At 72.9% G+C, this 18,010-nt stretch carries 12 protein-coding genes; 3 read left to right on the forward strand and 9 right to left on the reverse strand.

The window, feature by feature from the left end:
- Positions 1–157: 157 nt before the first annotated feature.
- Entirely contained in the window at positions 158–1,393 is a 1,236-nt protein-coding gene (aroA, locus tag PV343_RS15000) for a 3-phosphoshikimate 1-carboxyvinyltransferase (RefSeq protein ID WP_319147395.1), read from the reverse strand.
- A 305-nt stretch (positions 1,394–1,698) separates the two neighbouring features.
- On the opposite strand from aroA, the gene PV343_RS15005 reads away from it, so the two are divergent.
- Positions 1,699–3,531 carry a glycoside hydrolase family 3 protein gene (locus PV343_RS15005; protein WP_319147396.1) on the forward strand — a complete coding sequence of 611 codons (1,833 nt, stop codon included), beginning with the start codon at positions 1,699–1,701 and terminating at the stop codon, positions 3,529–3,531.
- Positions 3,532–3,717: 186 nt separating this feature from the next.
- Entirely contained in the window at positions 3,718–4,338 is a 621-nt protein-coding gene (locus tag PV343_RS15010; protein WP_387949925.1) for a hypothetical protein, read from the forward strand.
- A gap of 59 nt (positions 4,339–4,397) precedes the next feature.
- Here PV343_RS15010 and PV343_RS15015 read toward each other — a convergent pair whose 3' ends face one another.
- From PV343_RS15015 to PV343_RS15050, 8 genes are all read right to left on the reverse strand, one after another.
- A complete protein-coding gene (locus PV343_RS15015; protein WP_319147397.1) occupies positions 4,398–5,831 on the reverse strand; it encodes an aminopeptidase in 1,434 nt (477 codons plus the stop codon).
- Positions 5,832–5,954: 123 nt separating this feature from the next.
- Positions 5,955–6,344: a hypothetical protein gene (locus tag PV343_RS15020; protein ID WP_319147398.1), complete on the reverse strand. Its 390-nt coding sequence runs from the start codon at positions 6,342–6,344 to the stop codon at positions 5,955–5,957.
- A 153-nt stretch (positions 6,345–6,497) separates the two neighbouring features.
- Positions 6,498–10,226, reverse strand: a complete 3,729-nt coding sequence (locus tag PV343_RS15025; RefSeq protein ID WP_319147399.1) for an ABC transporter ATP-binding protein — start codon at positions 10,224–10,226, stop codon at positions 6,498–6,500.
- A gap of 169 nt (positions 10,227–10,395) precedes the next feature.
- Complete coding sequence (locus PV343_RS15030; RefSeq protein ID WP_319147400.1) at positions 10,396–11,319, reverse strand: serine hydrolase; 924 nt, start codon at positions 11,317–11,319, stop codon at positions 10,396–10,398.
- A 167-nt stretch (positions 11,320–11,486) separates the two neighbouring features.
- Positions 11,487–12,845: a VanZ family protein gene (locus PV343_RS15035; RefSeq protein ID WP_319147401.1), complete on the reverse strand. Its 1,359-nt coding sequence runs from the start codon at positions 12,843–12,845 to the stop codon at positions 11,487–11,489.
- 128 nt (positions 12,846–12,973) lie between these two features.
- Entirely contained in the window at positions 12,974–14,659 is a 1,686-nt protein-coding gene (locus tag PV343_RS15040; protein WP_319147402.1) for a thiamine pyrophosphate-binding protein, read from the reverse strand.
- 24 nt (positions 14,660–14,683) lie between these two features.
- Positions 14,684–15,652, reverse strand: a complete 969-nt coding sequence (gene speB, locus PV343_RS15045; protein WP_020940210.1) for an agmatinase — start codon at positions 15,650–15,652, stop codon at positions 14,684–14,686.
- Positions 15,653–15,708: 56 nt separating this feature from the next.
- Positions 15,709–17,169: a sodium:solute symporter gene (locus PV343_RS15050; protein ID WP_319147403.1), complete on the reverse strand. Its 1,461-nt coding sequence runs from the start codon at positions 17,167–17,169 to the stop codon at positions 15,709–15,711.
- Between the two features lie 187 nt (positions 17,170–17,356).
- On the opposite strand from PV343_RS15050, the gene PV343_RS15055 reads away from it, so the two are divergent.
- Positions 17,357–18,010 (forward strand): PucR family transcriptional regulator ligand-binding domain-containing protein (locus tag PV343_RS15055; RefSeq protein WP_319147404.1); only part of this gene is annotated, 654 nt, incomplete at its 3' end.

Genomic DNA, 18,010 nt, shown 5'->3' on the forward strand with positions numbered 1-18,010 from the left:
ACCGTCCCGGGCGGGCGGTGCGACGCCGTCTTCCCCTTGGGGCGGCGCGACGCGATCGTCCCCTCCGGACAGCGCAGCGCGGTCGCCCCCCATGGGCAGCGCGGCGGAGCCGTCCCTCAGGGCGGCGCAGCGCGGTCCCTCTCCCGGCAGTGTGTCCTCACCCCGCCGTGCGCAGGGTCGAGAACGCCTCGTGGAAGGACGGGAACGTCTTGCGGACACAGTCGGGGTCGTCGTACGACAGGCCGGGGACGCGCAGGCCGGTCACGGCGAAGGACATGACGACGCGGTGGTCGCCGTAGCTCTTGATCCGGACGTCGGGCCGGGGCTCGCCGGGGCGGATCTCGATCCGGTCGGGGCCGGTCGCCACGTCCACGCCGAGCCGCCGGAGGTTATCCGCGCAGGCCTCCAGCCGGTCGCACTCCTTCACCCGGGTGTTGGCGACGTCCTCGATGAGGACCGGCCCGGAGGCGAACGGCGCGATCGCGGCGAGGGTCGGCATGGTGTCGGAGATGTCCCGCATGTTGACGGTGAGACCGCGCAGAACTCCGGTGCCCCGTACGGTCGTCCGGTCCGCGGCGACCTCCACCTCGGCGCCCATCCGCCGCAGCACCTCGACGAACCGAAGGTCGCCCTGGAGGGCGCCGGAACCGAGGCCGGGCACGGTCACCTCGCGGCCCGGGGTGACGGCGGCGGCGGCGAAGAAGTAGCTCGCGGTCGAGGCGTCCGGCTCCACCTCGTAGGTGGTGGCACGGTAGCCGCCGGCCGGGACCTCGAAGACCTCGCCGTCGCGGACCACGTCCACGCCGAAGGACCGCATCATCGCGAGCGTGATCTCCACGTACGGCGCCGAGACCAGGTCGCTCACCCGGATCCGCAGTCCCTGGCGGGTCAGCGGGCCGAGCAGCAGCAGCGCGGTGAGGTACTGGGAGGACTGGCCGGCGTCCAGCACGACCTCCCCGCCCTCGACCCCGGCCGCCCGGACCGTCAGCGGGTGGTGGCCCTCGGCCTCCTCGTGCCGCAGGTCGACGCCCAGGTCGCGCAGGGCACGGGTGAGCGGGCCGAGGGGGCGCCGGCGCATCTGCGGGGAGGCGTCGAAGCGGTAGGTGCCGTGGCCCGCGGCGGCCAGGGTGGGCAGGAAGCGGGCGGTGGTGGCGCCGTCGCGGCAGTACACGTCGGCCTCGGCGACCGCCGGGCCCTGCGGGCGGCCGTCCACCTGCCAGGCACCGGGGGTGCGGCCCACCCGGTAGCCGAGCCGGACCAGGCCCTCGGCGAAGCCCTCGGTGTCGTCGGAGCGCAGCGGCCGTACCAGGGTGCTGACCCCGTCGGCGGCGGCCGCGAGGAAGAGCGCGCGGGCGGTGACGGACTTGGAACCGGGGATGTCGACTGCGGGCATGGCCCTCATGATGGCCCGCCGCCCGGACGCGGGCGCGTACCGTCCACCGGCTGGACCCCCGGCGGGGTCCCGGCGGGAACCGCCCCCCGCCCCGCCACGTCCGACGCGCGGGTCGCCGGGCGAGCCTCGTGGTGCGGTGTCGGCCCTCTTCGCCCGCCGCGAAAGCCGACGCACCCTCTGCGTCGCACCACACCCGGCGGCCCTGTTCCGCCTTCCTGTGCGTTGTCTTGACGGAAAGAAACTTCCCGGATATTGGTGATTCCTCGGAAGTTTCTTTCAGCGGTTCTCCTCCGGAAGGAGCGCACGTGCACGACAGCAGCACGGGAAGCACGGGAAACACCGCACGGCCGTCCAGACGGGCCGTCCTCGCCGCCACCGCGGGCCTGACCGCCGCCCTGACCGTACCGGCCACCGCCCAGGCCGCCCCCGTCGACCAGCGCGGGCTGCGCGCCCTGATCTCCCGGATGTCCCTGGAGGAGAAGGTCGGCCAGCTCTTCGTGATGCGGGTCTACGGCCACTCGGCCACCGCGCCCGACCAAGCCGACATCGACGCCAACCTGGCGGAGATCGGGGTCCGCACGGCCGCCGAGCTGATCGCGAAGTACCGGGTCGGCGGCATCATCTACTTCACCTGGGCGCACAACACCCGCGACCCCCACCAGATCGCGGAGCTGTCCAACGGCATCCAGACGGCGTCCCTCGCGCAGCCCCGTGGCCTTCCGGTGCTCATCGCGACCGACCAGGAGCACGGCATAGTGTGCAGGGTGGGCAAGCCGGCCACGCTGTTCCCGGGCGCGATGGCGATCGGGGCGGGCGGCTCGCGGTCCGACGCCCGCGCCCTGGGCCGTGTCTCCGGCGCCGAACTGCGCGCGATGGGCATCAACCAGGACTACTCGCCGGACGCCGACGTGAACGTCAACCCGGCCAACCCGGTGATCGGCGTACGGTCCTTCGGTGCCGACCCGGACGCGGTCGCGGCGCTGGTGGCGGCCGAGGTGAAGGGCTATCAGGGGTCCCGGGTCGCGGCGACGGCCAAGCACTTCCCGGGGCACGGTGACACCGCCGTGGACAGCCACACCGGCTTCCCGGTCATCACCCACAGCCGGGACCTGTGGGAGCGGCTGGACGCGGTGCCCTTCCGGGCCGCGATCGCGGCGGGCATCGACTCGATCATGACCGCCCACATCCAGTTCCCGGCCCTCGACGACTCCGGGGACCCGGCGACGCTCTCGCACCCGATCCTCACCGGCATCCTGCGCGGCGAACTCGGCTACGACGGGGTCGTGGTCACCGACTCGCTCGGCATGGAGGGCGTGCGCACCAAGTACGGCGACGACCGGGTGCCGGTGCTGGCCCTGAAGGCCGGCGTCGACCAGCTGCTCAACCCGCCCTCGATCGACGTGGCGTGGCACGCGGTGCTGAAGGCCGTCCAGGACGGCGAGTTGACCGAGGCCCGCCTGGACGAATCGATCCTGCGGATCCTGCGGCTCAAGGCCCGGCTCGGGCTCCTGGAACGGGCCCACGTCACCCGGGCCGGCGTGGACCGGACGGTCGGCACCGCGGCCCACCTGGCCACCGCCGACCGGATCGCCGAGCGGACCACGACCCTGCTGGTGAACGAGGGGGGCGTCCTCCCGCTCGACAGCCGTACCGCGCCGAAGGTCCTCGTCGTCGGCGCCGACCCGGCCTCGCCGTCCGGCACCACGGGCCCGCCCACCGGCGTGCTGGCCGCCGCCCTCACCGAACTCGGTTTCACCGCAACCGCGTTGTCCACCGGCACCGCGCCCTCGGCGGCGGCGATCGACCGGGCGGTGGCGGCGGCACGGGACGCGGACGCGGTGGTCGTCGGGACGTACAACGTGACGGCGAGCAGCAGCCAGCGCACCCTGGTCGACCGACTGCTCGCCACCGGGCGGCCGGTGGTGGCGGTCGCCATCCGCAACCCCTACGACGCGGCCCAGCTCACCTCGGTGCGGGCCTGCCTGGCGACCTACTCCTGGACGGACGTGGAACTGCGCGCCGCCGCGCGGGTGATCGCCGGCCGGGTGGCTCCGCACGGCCGGCTCCCGGTGCCCGTGCAGCGGGCGGACGATCCGGCGCAGGTGCTGTATCCCGTGGGATACGGCCTGTCGTACTAGCCGTACGCCGCACACCAGGGCAGAACGTTCCCGAAGGGCGCAAAACCTCCCGCACGTCTGGCGTGACCCGGCCGCCCGGGTCACGCTGGGCGGGGGTGTGCGATGCGCGGGCGAGGTGGCGTGGGAGAGGCGCACCGGCCACGGCCGGGCGGCCCCGTCCGCCCCCTGACCGGCGCGTCGGCCCGCATCGGCCCCACCGCCCTCGTCGCGGTGGCCGCCGTGACCGTACTCGCCGCCCTGCTCACCGGCTGCCGGGGCTCCGGCGCTCCCGCGGGCGACGCCCGGCCCGCTCCCGGACGCCCCGCCGGCCGCGGCGCCCCGTTCCTCGCGGTGGGCGCGTGCAGCTCCTTCGGCACCGCGAGCTCCACCGAGGTGCCCTGTGCGGGCGAGCGTGCCGCCGCCCGGGTCGTCGCCCGCCACGACGGCGCGGTCACCGTCGGCCCGCCGTGCCCGCCGACCACCGACTTCGTCCTGCGCATCGGCGCGCAGCGGCCCGCGCACGACCCGGGCGACGAGGACGGCGACGGCGCGATCCCGCAGGGCTACGCCTGCATGCGCAACCTGGAGCCCCCGCATCCCGGCGACCCCGGCGGTGGCGGCGGTCCGCGCACGATCCCCGGGGACTGCCTCTACGACTCGGGCCGCGGCCAGGTACGGGAGACGGCCTGTGACGGCTCCGGCGGCCGCGCGCCGCGGTACCGGATCACCGAGGCCACCACCAGCCGGCGGGCCTGCCCCGCCTCCACCGTCCTCTACGTCCAGCTCGGCGGCGACCGCCCGGTGGGCTGTGCCCGCCGGGCCCGCTGACGCGCCGACGGCGGAGCCCGCGGGTGCGGACTCCGCCGTCGGCCGACGTTCGCCGGGGGCTACGGCCGCAGGCCGGGCTCCCGCTCCACCGCACCCGCGTCGAGGCGGGCGTCGGGGCGGGCCAGCGGCTTCGCCGCGGACGGGTCGGACCGCACCGCCGGGGACGCGACCCCGGCCCACTCCAGGATCCGCGCCGTCGCCAGCGCCTTCTGGTCCGGGACCAGACCGGCGACGTTCGCGCCGTGGTTCAGGCCGGGGGCCGTGTACACGTAGGAGTCACGGGCGCCCGCGCCGAGGCGGAAGCGCTCCGAGCCCCAGGGGTCGTTCTGCCCGTACACGAAGAGCATGTGGGTGGCGTGGTGGCGGACCCACGTGTCGACGTCCCGCATCGCGTCCGGCCGGAAGCGCATCGGGATGGAACGGGGCACGAAGTTGCGCGGCGGCTGGTAGCCGTAGCGGATCAACTCGCGCTCGATGTACGGGAAGTGGATGGTCGGAGCGCCGAGCTGGGTGCCGGCCTGGTAGTAGTACGGCGTGTAGGTCTCCAGGCCCTGGTCGGTGTAGGCGGAGAAGCCGGAGATGGTGTCGACCGAGTCCCAGATCGCGTCGTCGGTGGCGTGCGCCGCGTCCGCCGGGATGGAGTCGCAGTCCTTCAGCAGGCTGTACTGCCAGAAGCCCCAGACGTAGTCGAGGACGACCGCCTCGTAGGCCTTGTCCAGGCCGCCGATGGTGTCGAAGGTGTAGCCGTTGTCGGCGGCGTACCGGGCGTACTTCTCCTCCAGGGAGGTGCGCCGGACCAGGGCCTCGCGCTGGACGGCGTTCAGGCGGTCCCGGCACTCCTTGGTGCCGACCTTGGCGAAGAAGCGGTCGTAGGCCGAGTCCTCCTTGTTCACCACGTCGTTCGGGGCGACGTAGGCGACCACGCCGTCCATGTCGCGGGGGTAGAACCGCTCGTAGTAGGTGGCCGTCATGCCGCCCTTGGAGCCTCCGGTGGCCAGCCAGTTGGCGCCGTAGACCGGCTTCAGCGCCTCGTAGACGCGGTGCTGGTCGCTCGCCGCCTGCCAGATGTCCAGCTTGGACCAGTCGGCCGGATCGGGCCGGGAGGGTGTGAAGAAGCGGTACTCCAGGGAGACCTGGTTGCCGTCCACGATCTGGGTGGGCTCGCGGCGGGACGGCGTCGTGGAGACGTTGTAGCCGCTGGTGTAGAAGACCGTCGGGCGGGTCACGTCCTTGTGCAGCACGGTGATGCGCTGCTGGAAGGTGCCGCGGTCCGGGTGCCGGTGGTCGACCGGCTGGGTGAAGTTCAGGACGAAGTACCGGTAGCCGGGGTACGGCTTCTCCTGCACCAGGCTCATGCCCGGTATCGCCAGGAGGCGGTCCTTGATGTCGGTGGGCCCCGATGCGGCCGACGGTGCGGCGGTGGCCGCCCCGGCTGTGCTCAGCGTGCCTATGAACACCGTGAGCGCCAGCAGCCATCTGAGCGCCTTGCGCATGCGCACTCTCCCCTGTGAGACAGATGTGCGCCGGAAGCTAGCGGAGCAACAGCCGTGACACCAGAGGGTGTTGTGCGGTTTGCCGGGGTCTGCGGCTTACGTGGCCGGTGCAGGATCCAGGGGTCAGCACAGGATCCAGCCGGAGCTGACCGAGTCGTGGTTCACCGAGCCCTTCACCCACACACAGCGCTGGCCGGCGTGCACGGTCACGGGTCCCGCGTGGTGCTTGAACCTGCCCTTGTCCACCACCGGCCGGTTGCCGCGGGCCTGCACGCTGACCGACATCATCCGCTTGGCGCCGGGGTCCCGGGCCACGGTGACGGCGCAGACGTAAGCGCCCCGCTTGTAGACGTGCACGGCACCCGCTCCGAAGGGAAGCGTCCGCACCTCGCGCCCCGCGCAGCCGCCCGACGCCGCCGAGGCGGTGCCGGGTGCCGCGAGGGCGAGCGCGCCGGACGCGGCCAGCACGGCCGCGCCCAGCGCCAGACGCCTGCGTATCGCACCACTGTCCACTGTCGTCCTCCCCGTACCGCCGTCACTCGTCGCCGGGACCGTACTGGTGTACGGACGCACGACATGTGTCGGATGGTTGCACGACCGTCAGAAGCGCGTTCCAGCCACCCCCTGGGGAGACGGCACGTCTCCGCCCGTGCGGCCGGGGGCGGTTCAGCGGGAGACGCCCACCGGCTCCTCCGGCTCGGACTGGCCGACGAAGGTGCGCCACAGCTCGGCGTACCGGCCGCCGAGCGCCAGGAGCTCCTCGTGCGTGCCGTCCTCGGCCACCCGGCCGTGGTCCATGACCACCACCCGGTCCGCGCGGGCGGCCGTGGTCAGCCGGTGGGCGACCACCAGCGTCGTACGGCGGCCCGCCAGCCGGTCGGTGGCCTGGTTGACCTGGGCTTCCGTGGCCAGGTCAAGGGCGGCCGTGGCCTCGTCGAGCAGCAGGATGTCGGGGTCGACCAGCTCCGCGCGGGCGAGCGCGATGAGCTGGCGCTGGCCGGCCGAGAGGTTGCGGCCGCGCTCGGCGACCTCGTGCAGGTAGCCGCCGTCGAGGGTGGCGACCATCTCGTGCGCGCCGACCGCCCGGGCCGCCGCCTCGACCTCGGCGTCGGTGGCGTCGGGGCGGCCGTAGGCGATGGCGTCGCGGACGGTGCCCGGGAAGAGGTACGCCTCCTGCGGCACGACGCCGAGGCGGTGCCGGTACGCGGTCAGGTCCAGCGTCCGCAGCTCCGCGCCGTCGACCGTGACCCGGCCGGAGGTGGGGTCGTAGAACCGGGCCACCAGCTTGACCAGGGTGGACTTGCCGGCGCCGGTCTCGCCGACGAAGGCCACCGTCTGCCCGGCCGGGATGGTCAGGTCGATGCCGGTCAGCGCCTCCTCGTCGGTGCCGTAGGCGAAGTGCACGTCCTCGAAGACGATGTCGCCGCGCAGGGCGCCGACCTCCCGGGGCTCGTCGGCGGCCCGGGTCGAGGTCGGCTCGCGCAGCAGCTCCTGGATGCGGCCGAGGGAGACCGTGGCCTGCTGGTAGCCGTCGAAGACCTGGGAGAGCTGCTGGACCGGGGCGAAGAACAGGTCGATGTAGAGGAGGTAGGCGACCAGGGCGCCCGTGGTCAGGGTGGCGGCCTCGATGCGGCCCGCGCCCGCGATCAGGACGGCCGCGGCGGCTACCGAGGAGAGGAGCTGCACGAACGGGAAGTACACGGATATGAGCCACTGGCCGCGGATGCGGGCCTGCCGGTAGCTGTCGCTGCGCTCGGCGAACCGCCGCCCGCCGTCCCGCTCGCGCCGGAAGGCCTGCACGATCCTGAGCCCGGCCACCGACTCCTGGAGGTCGGCGTTGACCACCGAGACCCGCTCCCGGGCCAGCTCGTACGCCTTCACGCTGGCCCGGCGGAAGAAGAACGTCGCGACGATCAGCGGGGGCAGCGTGGCGAAGACGACGAGGGCGAGCTGGACGTCGATGACCAGCAGCACGACCATGATGCCGAAGAAGGTGACGACGGAGACGAACGCCGTGACCAGCCCGGTCTGCAGGAAGGTGGACAGGGCGTCGACGTCCGTCGTCATCCGCGTCATGATCCGGCCGGTCAGCTCGCGCTCGTAGTAGTCGAGGCCGAGCCGCTGGAGCTGGGCGAAGATCTTCAGCCGCAGCGCGTACAGCACGCGCTCGCCGGTGCGGCCGGTCATCCGGGTCTCTCCGATCTGCGCGCCCCACTGGACCACGACGGTCAGCAGGCCGAGCAGCGAGGCCGCCCAGACCGCGCCGACGGCCGACTTGGTCACACCCGCGTCGATGCCGTGCCGGATCAGCACCGGCAGCAGCAGGCCCGCGCCCGCGTCCACCGCGACCAGCAGCAGGCTGACCAGCAGGGGCAGCCCGAAGCCGCGCAGCAGGCGGCGCAGGCCGTACGACTCCTCCGCGCGGACCGCCCGGGCCTCGTCGACGTCCGGGGTGTCGGTGGCGGGGGGCAGCGCCTCGACCAGGGCCAGCAGCTCGGGGGTGGCCGGGGTGCCGGAGAGGGCCGCGTCCTTGGCGTTCCCGGCCTCCCGGTCGCCGGTCCACAGCCTGGGGGTGACGCCCCGCTCGGCGTCGAACTCGGCGTCCAGCTCCTCGCGGACCGAGGTGTCCTCGCTCGGCCCGGCCGGCAGTTCGTGGCCCGGGGAGACCCCGCCCAGCTCGTCCGGGTCGGTCAGCAGGCGGCGGTAGAGGGCGGAGCGCTCCTGGAGCTCGTCGTGCGTGCCGAGGTCGGAGAGCCGGCCGCCGTCCAGCACGGCGATGCGGTCGGCGAGGTTGAGGGTGGAGCGGCGGTGCGCGATGAGCAGGGTGGTGCGGCCTCGCATGACCTGCTTCAGCGCCTCGTGGATCTCGTGCTCGACCCGGGCGTCCACCGCCGAGGTGGCGTCGTCGAGGACCAGCAGGCGCGGGTCGGTGAGCAGGGCCCGGGCGAGCGCGACGCGCTGGCGCTGGCCGCCGGACAGGGTCAGTCCGTGCTCGCCGACCTTGGTGTCGTAGCCGGCGGGCAGCTCGGCGATGAAACGGTCCGCCTGGGCGGCGTGCGCGGCGGCCTCGATCTCCTCCTGGGTGGCGTCGGGACGGCCGTAGGCGATGTTGGCGCGGACGGTGTCCGAGAAGAGGAAGGAGTCCTCGGGGACCAGGCCGATCGCGGCCCGCAGGGAGTCGAGGGTCAGCTCGCGCACGTCGTGGCCGCCGATCAGGACGGCGCCGTGGGTGACGTCGTAGAAGCGCGGCAGGAGCAGGGAGAGGGTGGACTTTCCGGAGCCGGAGGAGCCGACGACGGCGAGGGTCTCGCCGGGGCGTATCTCGAAGCTGAGCCCGTCCAGGACCTTGCGCTCCTGGTCGTAGCCGAAGGACACGTCGTCGAACTCGACGGTGGCGGGCGCGTCGGCCGGCAGGGTCTTGGCGCCCTCGCGCAGGGTGGGCTCGGTGTCGATCAGCTCCAGGACGCGCTCGGTGCCGGCGCGGGCCTGCTGGCCGACGGTGAGCACGACGGCGAGCATGCGGACCGGGCCGACGAGCTGGGCGAGGTAGGTGGAGAAGGCGACGAAGGTGCCGAGGGTGATGTGCCCGCGCACGGCCAGCCAGCCGCCGAGCGCCAGCATGGCGACCTGGCCGAGGGCGGGGACCGCCTGGAGGGCCGGGGTGTACTTGCTGTTCAGCCGGATCGTGCGCAGCCGGCCCGCGAACAGCCGGCGGCCGACCTCGCGCAGCTTTCCGGTCTCCTGCTCCTCCTGCCCGAACCCCTTCACCACGCGGACGCCGCTGACGGCGCCGTCCACCACTCCGGCGACCGCGGCGGCCTGGGCCTGGGCGTACCAGGTGGCGGGGTGGAGCTTGCTGCGGCTGCGTTTGGCGATCCAACCGAGGGCCGGGCCCACGGCCAGGGCGACCAGGGTGAGGGGCAGCGACAGCCACGCCATGATCACCAGGGAGAGCAGGAAGAGCAGAAGGTTCCCGATGGTCATCGGGAGCATGAAGAGCAGGCCCTGGATGAGCTGGAGGTCGCTGGTGGCGCGGCCGACGACCTGCCCGGTGGACAGCTCGTCCTGGCGGCGGCCGTCGAGCCGGGTGATGGTGCCGTACATCTCGGTCCGCAGGTCGTGCTGGACGTCGAGGGCGAGCCGGCCGCCGTAGTAGCGGCGGACGTAGGCGGAGCCGTAGACGAGGAGCGCGGCGGCTGTCAGGGCGCCCGCCCAGACGGCCATGGAACGGCTGTGGTCGCCGATGACGTCGTCGATGATCACCTTGGTGATCAGCGGGACGACGGCCAGCACCGCCATGCCGGCGAGCGAGGCGCCGAGGGCGAGGACGACGTCCTTCGGATACCGCCAGGCGTACCCCGCCAGCCGTCGTGCCCATCCCCGTTGCGCTGCCACGCCGGTGCCTTCCGTTCGACCTGCTCTTCCGGAAGGCACCAACACCGCGGGAAGCGGATTTCATCCCTCCGCAACAATCCGGAGGCTGGTTTCGGACAGGTACCCGCAGGTCACGGGTGACGGGAGTGACCGCCGTCCGGTGTCGGCCGGCCGGGGCGGTCACCTGGTGTCAGCCGCCCGCGGGCACCGCCGGGAAGGCCTCGCTCGGCGTGGAGGTCGGCGTGTAGCGCAGCGAGGTGGCGGCGGTCGTCGCCGGGACGAGGTCCTTGTGGATGGCCTTCGCCACGTTCTGGATGGTGGTGACGCCGTAGTCCATGGTGCTGTTGTCCCAGGTCAGCACCGACATCATGTAGTCGTGGCCGCCGCCGCTGAAGGTGCCGAGGCTGTGCACCCGCCAGCCGTGCGTGGAGCGCTGCAGCCAGCCGTTCTTGACGTGCACGGTGACCGTGGACGGCGCGCCGGCCGGCGTGCCCCAGCGCTGGGAGGAGATGACCTGGCCCATGAGCTTGAGGATGTAGGCGCGGGAGTTGTCGCTCAGGACCGTGTTCTTGGCGGTGACCAGTTTGAGCAGCTTCTGCTCGTCGGTGACGTTCTCCTGGGTCAGGCCCCAGTACCCGTTGGCACCCGGGACGGTCTTGGTCATCCCGGCGGCGGTCAGGAAGCCCTTGATTTTCGTCATGCCGAGCTGCTTCCAGAGCGTGCTGGTCGCGGTGTTGTCCGACTTGGTGATCATGGACTTGGCGAGCGAGGCCTCGCGGTCGGTCAGGTAGCGGTTGTGCTTCTTGGCGTCCCACAGCAGCGTGGCGAGGACGGTGACCTTCACCGTGCTGGCCGAGTCGTACGCGGAGGTGGCCCGCAGCGTGCACGTCGTCTTGGTGGTGCGGTCGTAGACGCCCACCGCGACGGTGCTCCTGCGGTTCGCCAGCGCCGCCGTGATGTCCTTCTGCAATTTGGTGGCCAGGCCCGCCTTGGCGGACGTGCAGCTGACGGCCGGCGTGGCCGCGGCGGCCGGTGTGGCGGCGGTGACCGCCGGGACGAGCAGCGCGCCGCCGACGGCGGCCGCGAGCGCCCGACCGGATATCCGGTAAGTCATGAAAAGTTCCCCTTGAACGTCGTACGGGCGTCCCCCTGAACGCCGTTGCGCGCACCCGTGCGCTGCATGAGTGGACCAGCGAGGGGGGTGAAAAGTTGTACGCGCGTTCGCTGCCCGCCAGTTCGACGGGCAGGGAGAAGTGGGGCCGTGTGCTCAGCCGGTCGGCGTCAGGCGACGAGCCGGCCGGTCGCGGCGTCGACGACGGTGACGTACGGATCGCAGGAGTTCGCCGCCCACGCGTCCTCCTGGTCCGCGCCCGGCTCGCACTCGAGGTCGGTGACCTGCACGGACCACACGGCGCGCCAGGGGCCCCGGTTGCCCTTGGCGCGCTCGGTCGTCAGGTCGAGCGCGCGCACCCGCAGTTTGTCGGTGTGGGCGCGGTTCTTCCGCTCCCGCTTCTCGACGTTCCTCTCGGCCTGCCGTGCCGACAGCAGTTCGGCGGGGAGGTCCAGGTGCCGTGGGCCGAGGTCGACCGTCAGCCCGTAGAGGCGTCCGGCGCGGTTGATCCGCACATCGAGACTGCGGGGCATGGCCACCCCGCGCTCCTTGAACCGCCAAGAGGTGATCCATCCGTCCCCGCCCTGGTCCTTTCCGACGGGCCGCGTCACGTGCCAGGAGGCCGACCCGGCCCACGGGTAGTGGGCGCGCATGTAGGTGCGGGCGACGCGGTACGCGTCCCGTGTGCCGTGCGGCGGGGTGGCGCCGGGGACCGCGAAGCCCGGTCCGCCGGTGTTCTGGAAGTCGACCGTGAGACGGCGTCCGCCGGGCCACATCAGCTCCGCCGGGAACCCTCCGGCGAACTGGACGGACATCGACCCGTTGTAGCCGTCGGTTCCGGGACTGATCCGCACGTCACCGACCCGGTAACGGGTACCGAACGCCTGCCGTACCGCCCGTTCGGCGGCCCGGCGCTCGTCGCCCCGCGCGTCCCGGACGGTGGAGCCGTCGACGTGGTCCAGGATGACGGCGCTCTGGAGGACGGCGGCCCCGATCAGGCCGAGGACTCCGCCGGCCACCAGGGTCGGCCTGGCCCACGCGCGCCAGTCGACCCGCCCGCCTACGGCCAGGAGCCCCACGGCCAGACCGGTCAGGCCCCCGAAGACGTTCATCTCGGCGTCGGCGCTGTCGCAGATGCCGCCGTCGAACGGGGCGAGCGCCTGGGTGAGTTCGATGAGACAAGGCAGGACGAGGACGCCGGCGAGCACCGGCGCGGGCCGCCGGAGCGCGAGGACCCCGAACAGGCCGACCGGCACGAACATGGCCAGGTTCCACTGCCCCTGGGTGGTGTACAGCGGCTCGGTGAGCTGGTGATTGATCACGCACACGGCACTGCCGTGGTCACCGGCCCGCAGGGCGAGGGTGACCCCGAGGACGCCGGTGAGGCAGAACCCCAACGGCAACCACCAGACGGCATGGGCGACTTGGCGCCTACGGGCGACGCCCCAGGCCGCACCACCCACCACCGACGCAACGACGACGAGCCCGCCCAGGAACCCGGACTCGTCATGGAACACTGCCTCGAACACGTCGTGCTCTCCCCCGGTCGACGCCGGCCTGGTCAGGGCCGGCACTTCAAGATCACCGGGGAGGACGGGCCGGGTGCCGGGGGTGGTTCCCCGCCGCGCCGGGCGGGGTGGGGCAGGGGCGGAGGACCCTAGCCCAGATGCGTGGGCGCGAACATCCGCAGCACCGCGGGCAGCAACACCACCGAAGGACCGGGGGTCGCCAGCGCCTTCGCCAGGTCCTCCTCCAGGGTCTCCGGCGTCGTGCGGACTCCGGGGACGCCGAAGGACTCGGCCAGGGCCACGTAGTCGGGGCGGGACAGTTCGGTCGCCGTCGCCCGGCCGAAGGCGTCGGTCATGTACTCGCGCAGGATGCCGTAGCCGCCGTCGTCGACGATCAGCCAGGTGACGTTCAGGTCGTACTGGCGGGCCGTGGCCAGCTCGGCGATCGAGTAGAGGGCTCCGCCGTCACCGGAGACCGCCAGGACCGGGCGGGTCGGGTCGGCCGCCGCCGCGCCCAGCGCCGCGGGGAAGCCGTAGCCGAGGCCGCCGGCGCCCTGGGCCGAGTGCATGGTGTTGGCGCCCCGGGGGTCGAAGGCCGACCAGGCCCAGTACGCGAGGATCGTCATGTCCCAGAAGGACGGGGAGCCGGCCGGCAGGGCGCGCCGGACGGCCGCCAGCACGTCCTGTTCCAGGGTGAGTTCCTGGGCGGCGATGCGGTCGGCGACCTTCGCGAGGACCTCCCGGACCCGCCGCGGCGCCGACTCGTCGGGGCGCTCCTCGACCGTCTCCAGCAGAGCCTGCAGCGCCGGGCGGGCGTCCGCGTGGATGCCGAGGGCGGGGTGGTTGGACTCCAGCTTGCCGAGGTCGGCCTCGATCTGGACGACCCGGCCGCGTGGCTTGAACGTGTGGTAGTTGGAGGACAGTTCGCCGAGGCCCGAGCCGACGACGAGGAGGACATCCGCGTCCTCCAGGAAGTCCGTGGTGTGGCGGTCCTCCAGCCAGGACTGGAGGGAGAGGGGGTGCTCCCAGGGGAAGGCGCCCTTGCCGCCGAAGGTGGTGACCACGGGGGCGTTCAGCTTCTCGGCCAGCGCGCGCAGCTTGCCCGAGGCGTCCGCGCGTACCACCCCGCCGCCCGCGATGATCGCCGGGCGCTCGGCGCGGGACAGCAGGTCCGCCGCCACCGCCGTCAGTTCGGGACGCGGGACGAGGTCGTCCGGGGTGGCGTCCATCGCCGTGACGACCGGCAGGGCGGCCTCCGCGAGCAGCACGTCCTGCGGGATCTCCACCCACACCGGGCCGTGCGGAGCGGTCAGCGCCGACTTCCAGGCCGCCGCGATCGCGGACGGGATCTGGGACTGGCTGCGGACGGTGTGCACCGACTTCACCACGCCCCGGAACGAGGCGGCCTGGTCCGGGAGTTCGTGGAGGTAACCGTGGCGGCCGCCGCCGAGGCCCGCCGTCGGGATCTGGCTGCTGATCGCCAGGACGGGGGCCGAGGCGGCGGCGGCCTCCTGCAGCGCGGCCAGGGAGGTCAGGGCTCCCGGGCCGGTCGACAGGAGCAGCGGGGCGGCCTCGCCGGTGACGCGGCCGTACGCGTCGGCCGCGAAGCCCGCGTTGTTCTCCACCCGCAGGCCGACGTAGCGCAGCGAGGAGCGGCGCAGGGCGTCGAACATGCCGAGGGCGTGCTGGCCGGGCAGGCCGAAGACGGTGGTCGCGCCGAGCCCGGCCAGCGTCTCCACGACCAGGTCTCCGCCGTTGCGGCCGGGGGGCGGGTTCAGCGCGGCCTCGGTCTGCGCGGGCGTCGGGCGGAGTACCAGGTCGTGGTCGTGAGTCACTGCTCTCGATCCCCCTAAGGAGCGTCAGGCGTTGCGGGCCGCCGCGATCTGGCGGCTCATGATGGTGGTCAGTTCGTAGGCGGTGTGGGAGGCGGCCACCGAGGTGATCTCCGCGTGGTCGTACGCGGGTGCGACCTCGACGACGTCCGCCGACACCAGGTTGCACGACGCCAGCCCGCGCAGGATCTCCAGCAGCTCGCGGGAGGTCATGCCGCCCGCCTCCGGGGTGCCGGTGCCGGGCGCGTGGGCCGGGTCGAGGCAGTCGATGTCGATGGAGATGTACAGCGGGCGGTCGCCGATGCGCTGGCGGAGCTGGTCGGCCACCTCGTCGGCGCCGCGGCGGTAGATGTCGGCCGAGGTGACGATGCCGAAGCCCATCTTCTCGTCGTCGGTGAGGTCCTGCTTGCCGTACAGCGGGCCCCGGGTGCCGACGTGGGAGAGCGCCTCGGTGTCGAGGATGCCCTCCTCCACCGCGCGGCGGAACGGGGTGCCGTGGGTGTACTCGGCGCCGAAGTAGGTGTCCCAGGTGTCGAGGTGGGCGTCGAAGTGGAGCAGGGCCACCGGGCCGTGCTTCTTCGCGACCGAGCGGAGCAGCGGGAGGGCGATGGTGTGGTCGCCGCCCAGGGTCATCAGCCGGGCGCCGGTGCCGAGCAGCTCGTCGGCGGCGGCCTCGATGGTGTCGACGGCCTCGTTGATGTTGAACGGGTTCACCGCGATGTCGCCGCCGTCGGCCACCTGGGCGAGGGCGAACGGCGACGCGTCCTGCGCGGGGTTGTAGGGGCGCAGCAGCCGGGACGCCTCGCGGATGGCGTTGCCGCCGAAGCGGGCGCCCGGCCGGTACGAGACGCCGGAGTCGAACGGCACGCCCACGACGGCGACGTCGGCGGTGCCGACCTCGTCCAGACGGGGCAGCCGGGCGAAGGTGGCGGGTCCGGCGTACCGCGGGATGCGGGAGGAGTCGACGGGGCCGCGGGGCGTCTCGTTGCTGCTCATGGTCGAATGCCTTCTTTCTTGCGCTTCGTCGCGCATGTACTGCTTTTCATACGACTCTACTGGGGAGCCGGGACCGGTTCGGACGTGAGTTCGGGGGTCCGTCCGGCCAGGCGCTCGCGCCAGGTGGTGAGGACGGCCTCGTCGGTGGGCCGGGTGGCCAGGGAGACCGCGACGTAGGCGGCGAGGGAGGCGAGCAGGCCGTAGTAGACCGGCTCGTTGGCGAGGATGCCGTAGCCGGCCATCAGGCCGATCACGGCGAGGCCGCCGACGATCACGGAGGCCAGCGCGCCCTGGACGGTGCCGCGCTTCCACAGCAGGCCGCCGAGGATGGGCACGAGCAGGCCGCCGACCAGCAGGTTGTAGGCCACGGTCAGCGCCTCGACCACGTTGTTCAGCGCGATCGCGGTGGCTATCACCGCGATGCCCATGATCAGGATGAAGACGCGGTTGCCGCGCACCTCGTCGTGCGCCTCCCCGTCGCGGCGCACGGCACCGCGCAGCCGGGACCAGATGTCGTTGTTGGCGACGGTGGCGCAGGCGATCAGGGCGCCGGAGGACGTCGACATCACGGCGGCGAGGGCGGCGGCCAGCACCAGGCCGCGCACGCCGACGGGCAGCTCGTCCTTGACGATGGTGGCGAAGGCGTCGTCGGGGCTGCCGAGCTTGGGGTAGAGCACCTTGGCCGCCGTACCGATGACGGCGCCGGCGAGGGCGTACGCCAGGCAGTAGGTTCCGGCCACCGTGCCGCCCCAGCGGGCGGTCCTGTCGCCGCGGGCGGTGAACACGCGCTGCCAGATGTCCTGCCCGATGAGCATGCCGAAGGTGTAGATCAGCACGTAGGTGAAGATCGTCTCGCCGCCGATGCCCAGCGGGTCGAAGTAGGACGTCGGCAGCTTGGCCTTCATCTCGGAGAAGCCGCCCGCCTTGACCACCGCGATGGGCAGGAGCAGGAGCAGCACGCCGATGGTCTTGACGACGAACTGGACCATGTCGGTCAGGGTGATGGACCACATGCCGCCGAGCGTCGAGTAGGCGACCACGATCGCGCCGCCGAGGACGATGGCGACGGTCCTGTTCATGTCGAACAGGACGTCGAAGATGGTGGCGTAGGCGATCGTGGAGGTCACCGCGAGCATGAGGGTGTAGGCCCACATCACGACGCCCGAGATCACGCCTGCCCGGCCGCCGTAGCGCAGGTCCAGCATCTCGGAGACGGTGTAGACCTTCAGCCGGGCGATGCGCGCGGAGAAGAACACGGACAGGGCCAGCAGCCCGAGGCCGATGGTGAACACCATCCACGCGCCGGACAGCCCGTACTGGTAGCCGAGCCCCACTCCGCCGATGGTGGAGGCGCCGCCGAGGACGATCGCGGCCATGGTGCCGGAGTACATGGCGGGGCCCAGGCGGCGACCGGCCACCAGGAACTCGCTCTTCGACTTGGCGCGGCGCATGCCCCACCAGCCCATGGCCAGCATTCCGGCTAGATAGACGACGATCACTGTGTAGTCGACGGCCATGCGGGGGCCCTCCTTCGCGCGCTCGGTGGCGTGTCGTGCAGATACGTGGGGGTGTCCTCGGAGAGAGGGGGCTACGGCAGCGGCTGCGGGGACATCCGCCCGTACCCGCGGCTGCCGTGCTGCCTTGACCCTAGGTGGCCGGAAAGCGACTGCGAAGTGTACGTTTCATCCATTGGAGCGGGGGCGGATGGAGGAATCGCACATCATGCCGGACCCCGTCACCTCTGCCGCCCCAGCGGTCCCACCGACCCCGCCCGTCCCGCTCGCGGCCCTGCTGGCCCGGGAGGACCTGGCGCTGCGGCAGATCGCCGGGCCCGCGGCCCCGGGCGTCGCGATCCACTGGGCGCACACCTCGGAGATGGCCGACCCCTACCCCTACCTGCTGGGCGGCGAGCTGCTGCTCACGGCCGGGGTGCACGTCCCACGGGAGGCGGACGCGGAGCGGCTGGGCGACTACTTCGGCGGGTACGTCTCCCGGATCGTCGCCGCCGGCGGGGCGGCCCTCGGCTTCGGCCTCGCCCCGGTGCACGACACGGTCCCGCCCGCCCTGGTCGCCGCCTGCGAGGCCGCCTCTCTCCCCCTCCTCGAAGTGCCGCCGCGGACGACCTTCTCCGGTGTCGCCCGCGCGGTCTGGCAGCTCATGGCGCAGGCCCGCCTGGCCGAGCTGCGCCGGGTGACGGAGGCCCAGCAGAGCCTCGCGGCCGCCGCCTCCCGCCCCGACCCGGTCCCCGCCGTGCTGCGCCAGCTCGCCCAGCGCCTCGGCGGCCGGGCGGTGCTGCACGGGCCCGACGGCGGCGAGATCGCGGCGGCGGGCCGGGAACCGGCCGGGCCGGCCCGCGAC

The sequence above is a fragment of the Streptomyces sp. WI03-4A genome (assembly GCF_033792105.1).
Taxonomy (GTDB): domain Bacteria; phylum Actinomycetota; class Actinomycetes; order Streptomycetales; family Streptomycetaceae; genus Streptomyces; species Streptomyces collinus_A.

Bases quoted from the DNA above. Each gene is read 5' to 3' on its own strand.
- PV343_RS15050 (WP_319147403.1), bottom strand. From the start codon at position 17,169: ATGGCCGTCGACTACACAGTGATCGTCGTCTATCTAGCCGGAATGCTG.
- PV343_RS15015 (WP_319147397.1), bottom strand. From the start codon at position 5,831: ATGCGCAAGGCGCTCAGATGGCTGCTGGCGCTCACGGTGTTCATAGGC.
- speB (WP_020940210.1), bottom strand. From the start codon at position 15,652: ATGAGCAGCAACGAGACGCCCCGCGGCCCCGTCGACTCCTCCCGCATC.
- PV343_RS15030 (WP_319147400.1), bottom strand. From the start codon at position 11,319: ATGACTTACCGGATATCCGGTCGGGCGCTCGCGGCCGCCGTCGGCGGC.
- aroA (WP_319147395.1), bottom strand. From the start codon at position 1,393: ATGCCCGCAGTCGACATCCCCGGTTCCAAGTCCGTCACCGCCCGCGCG.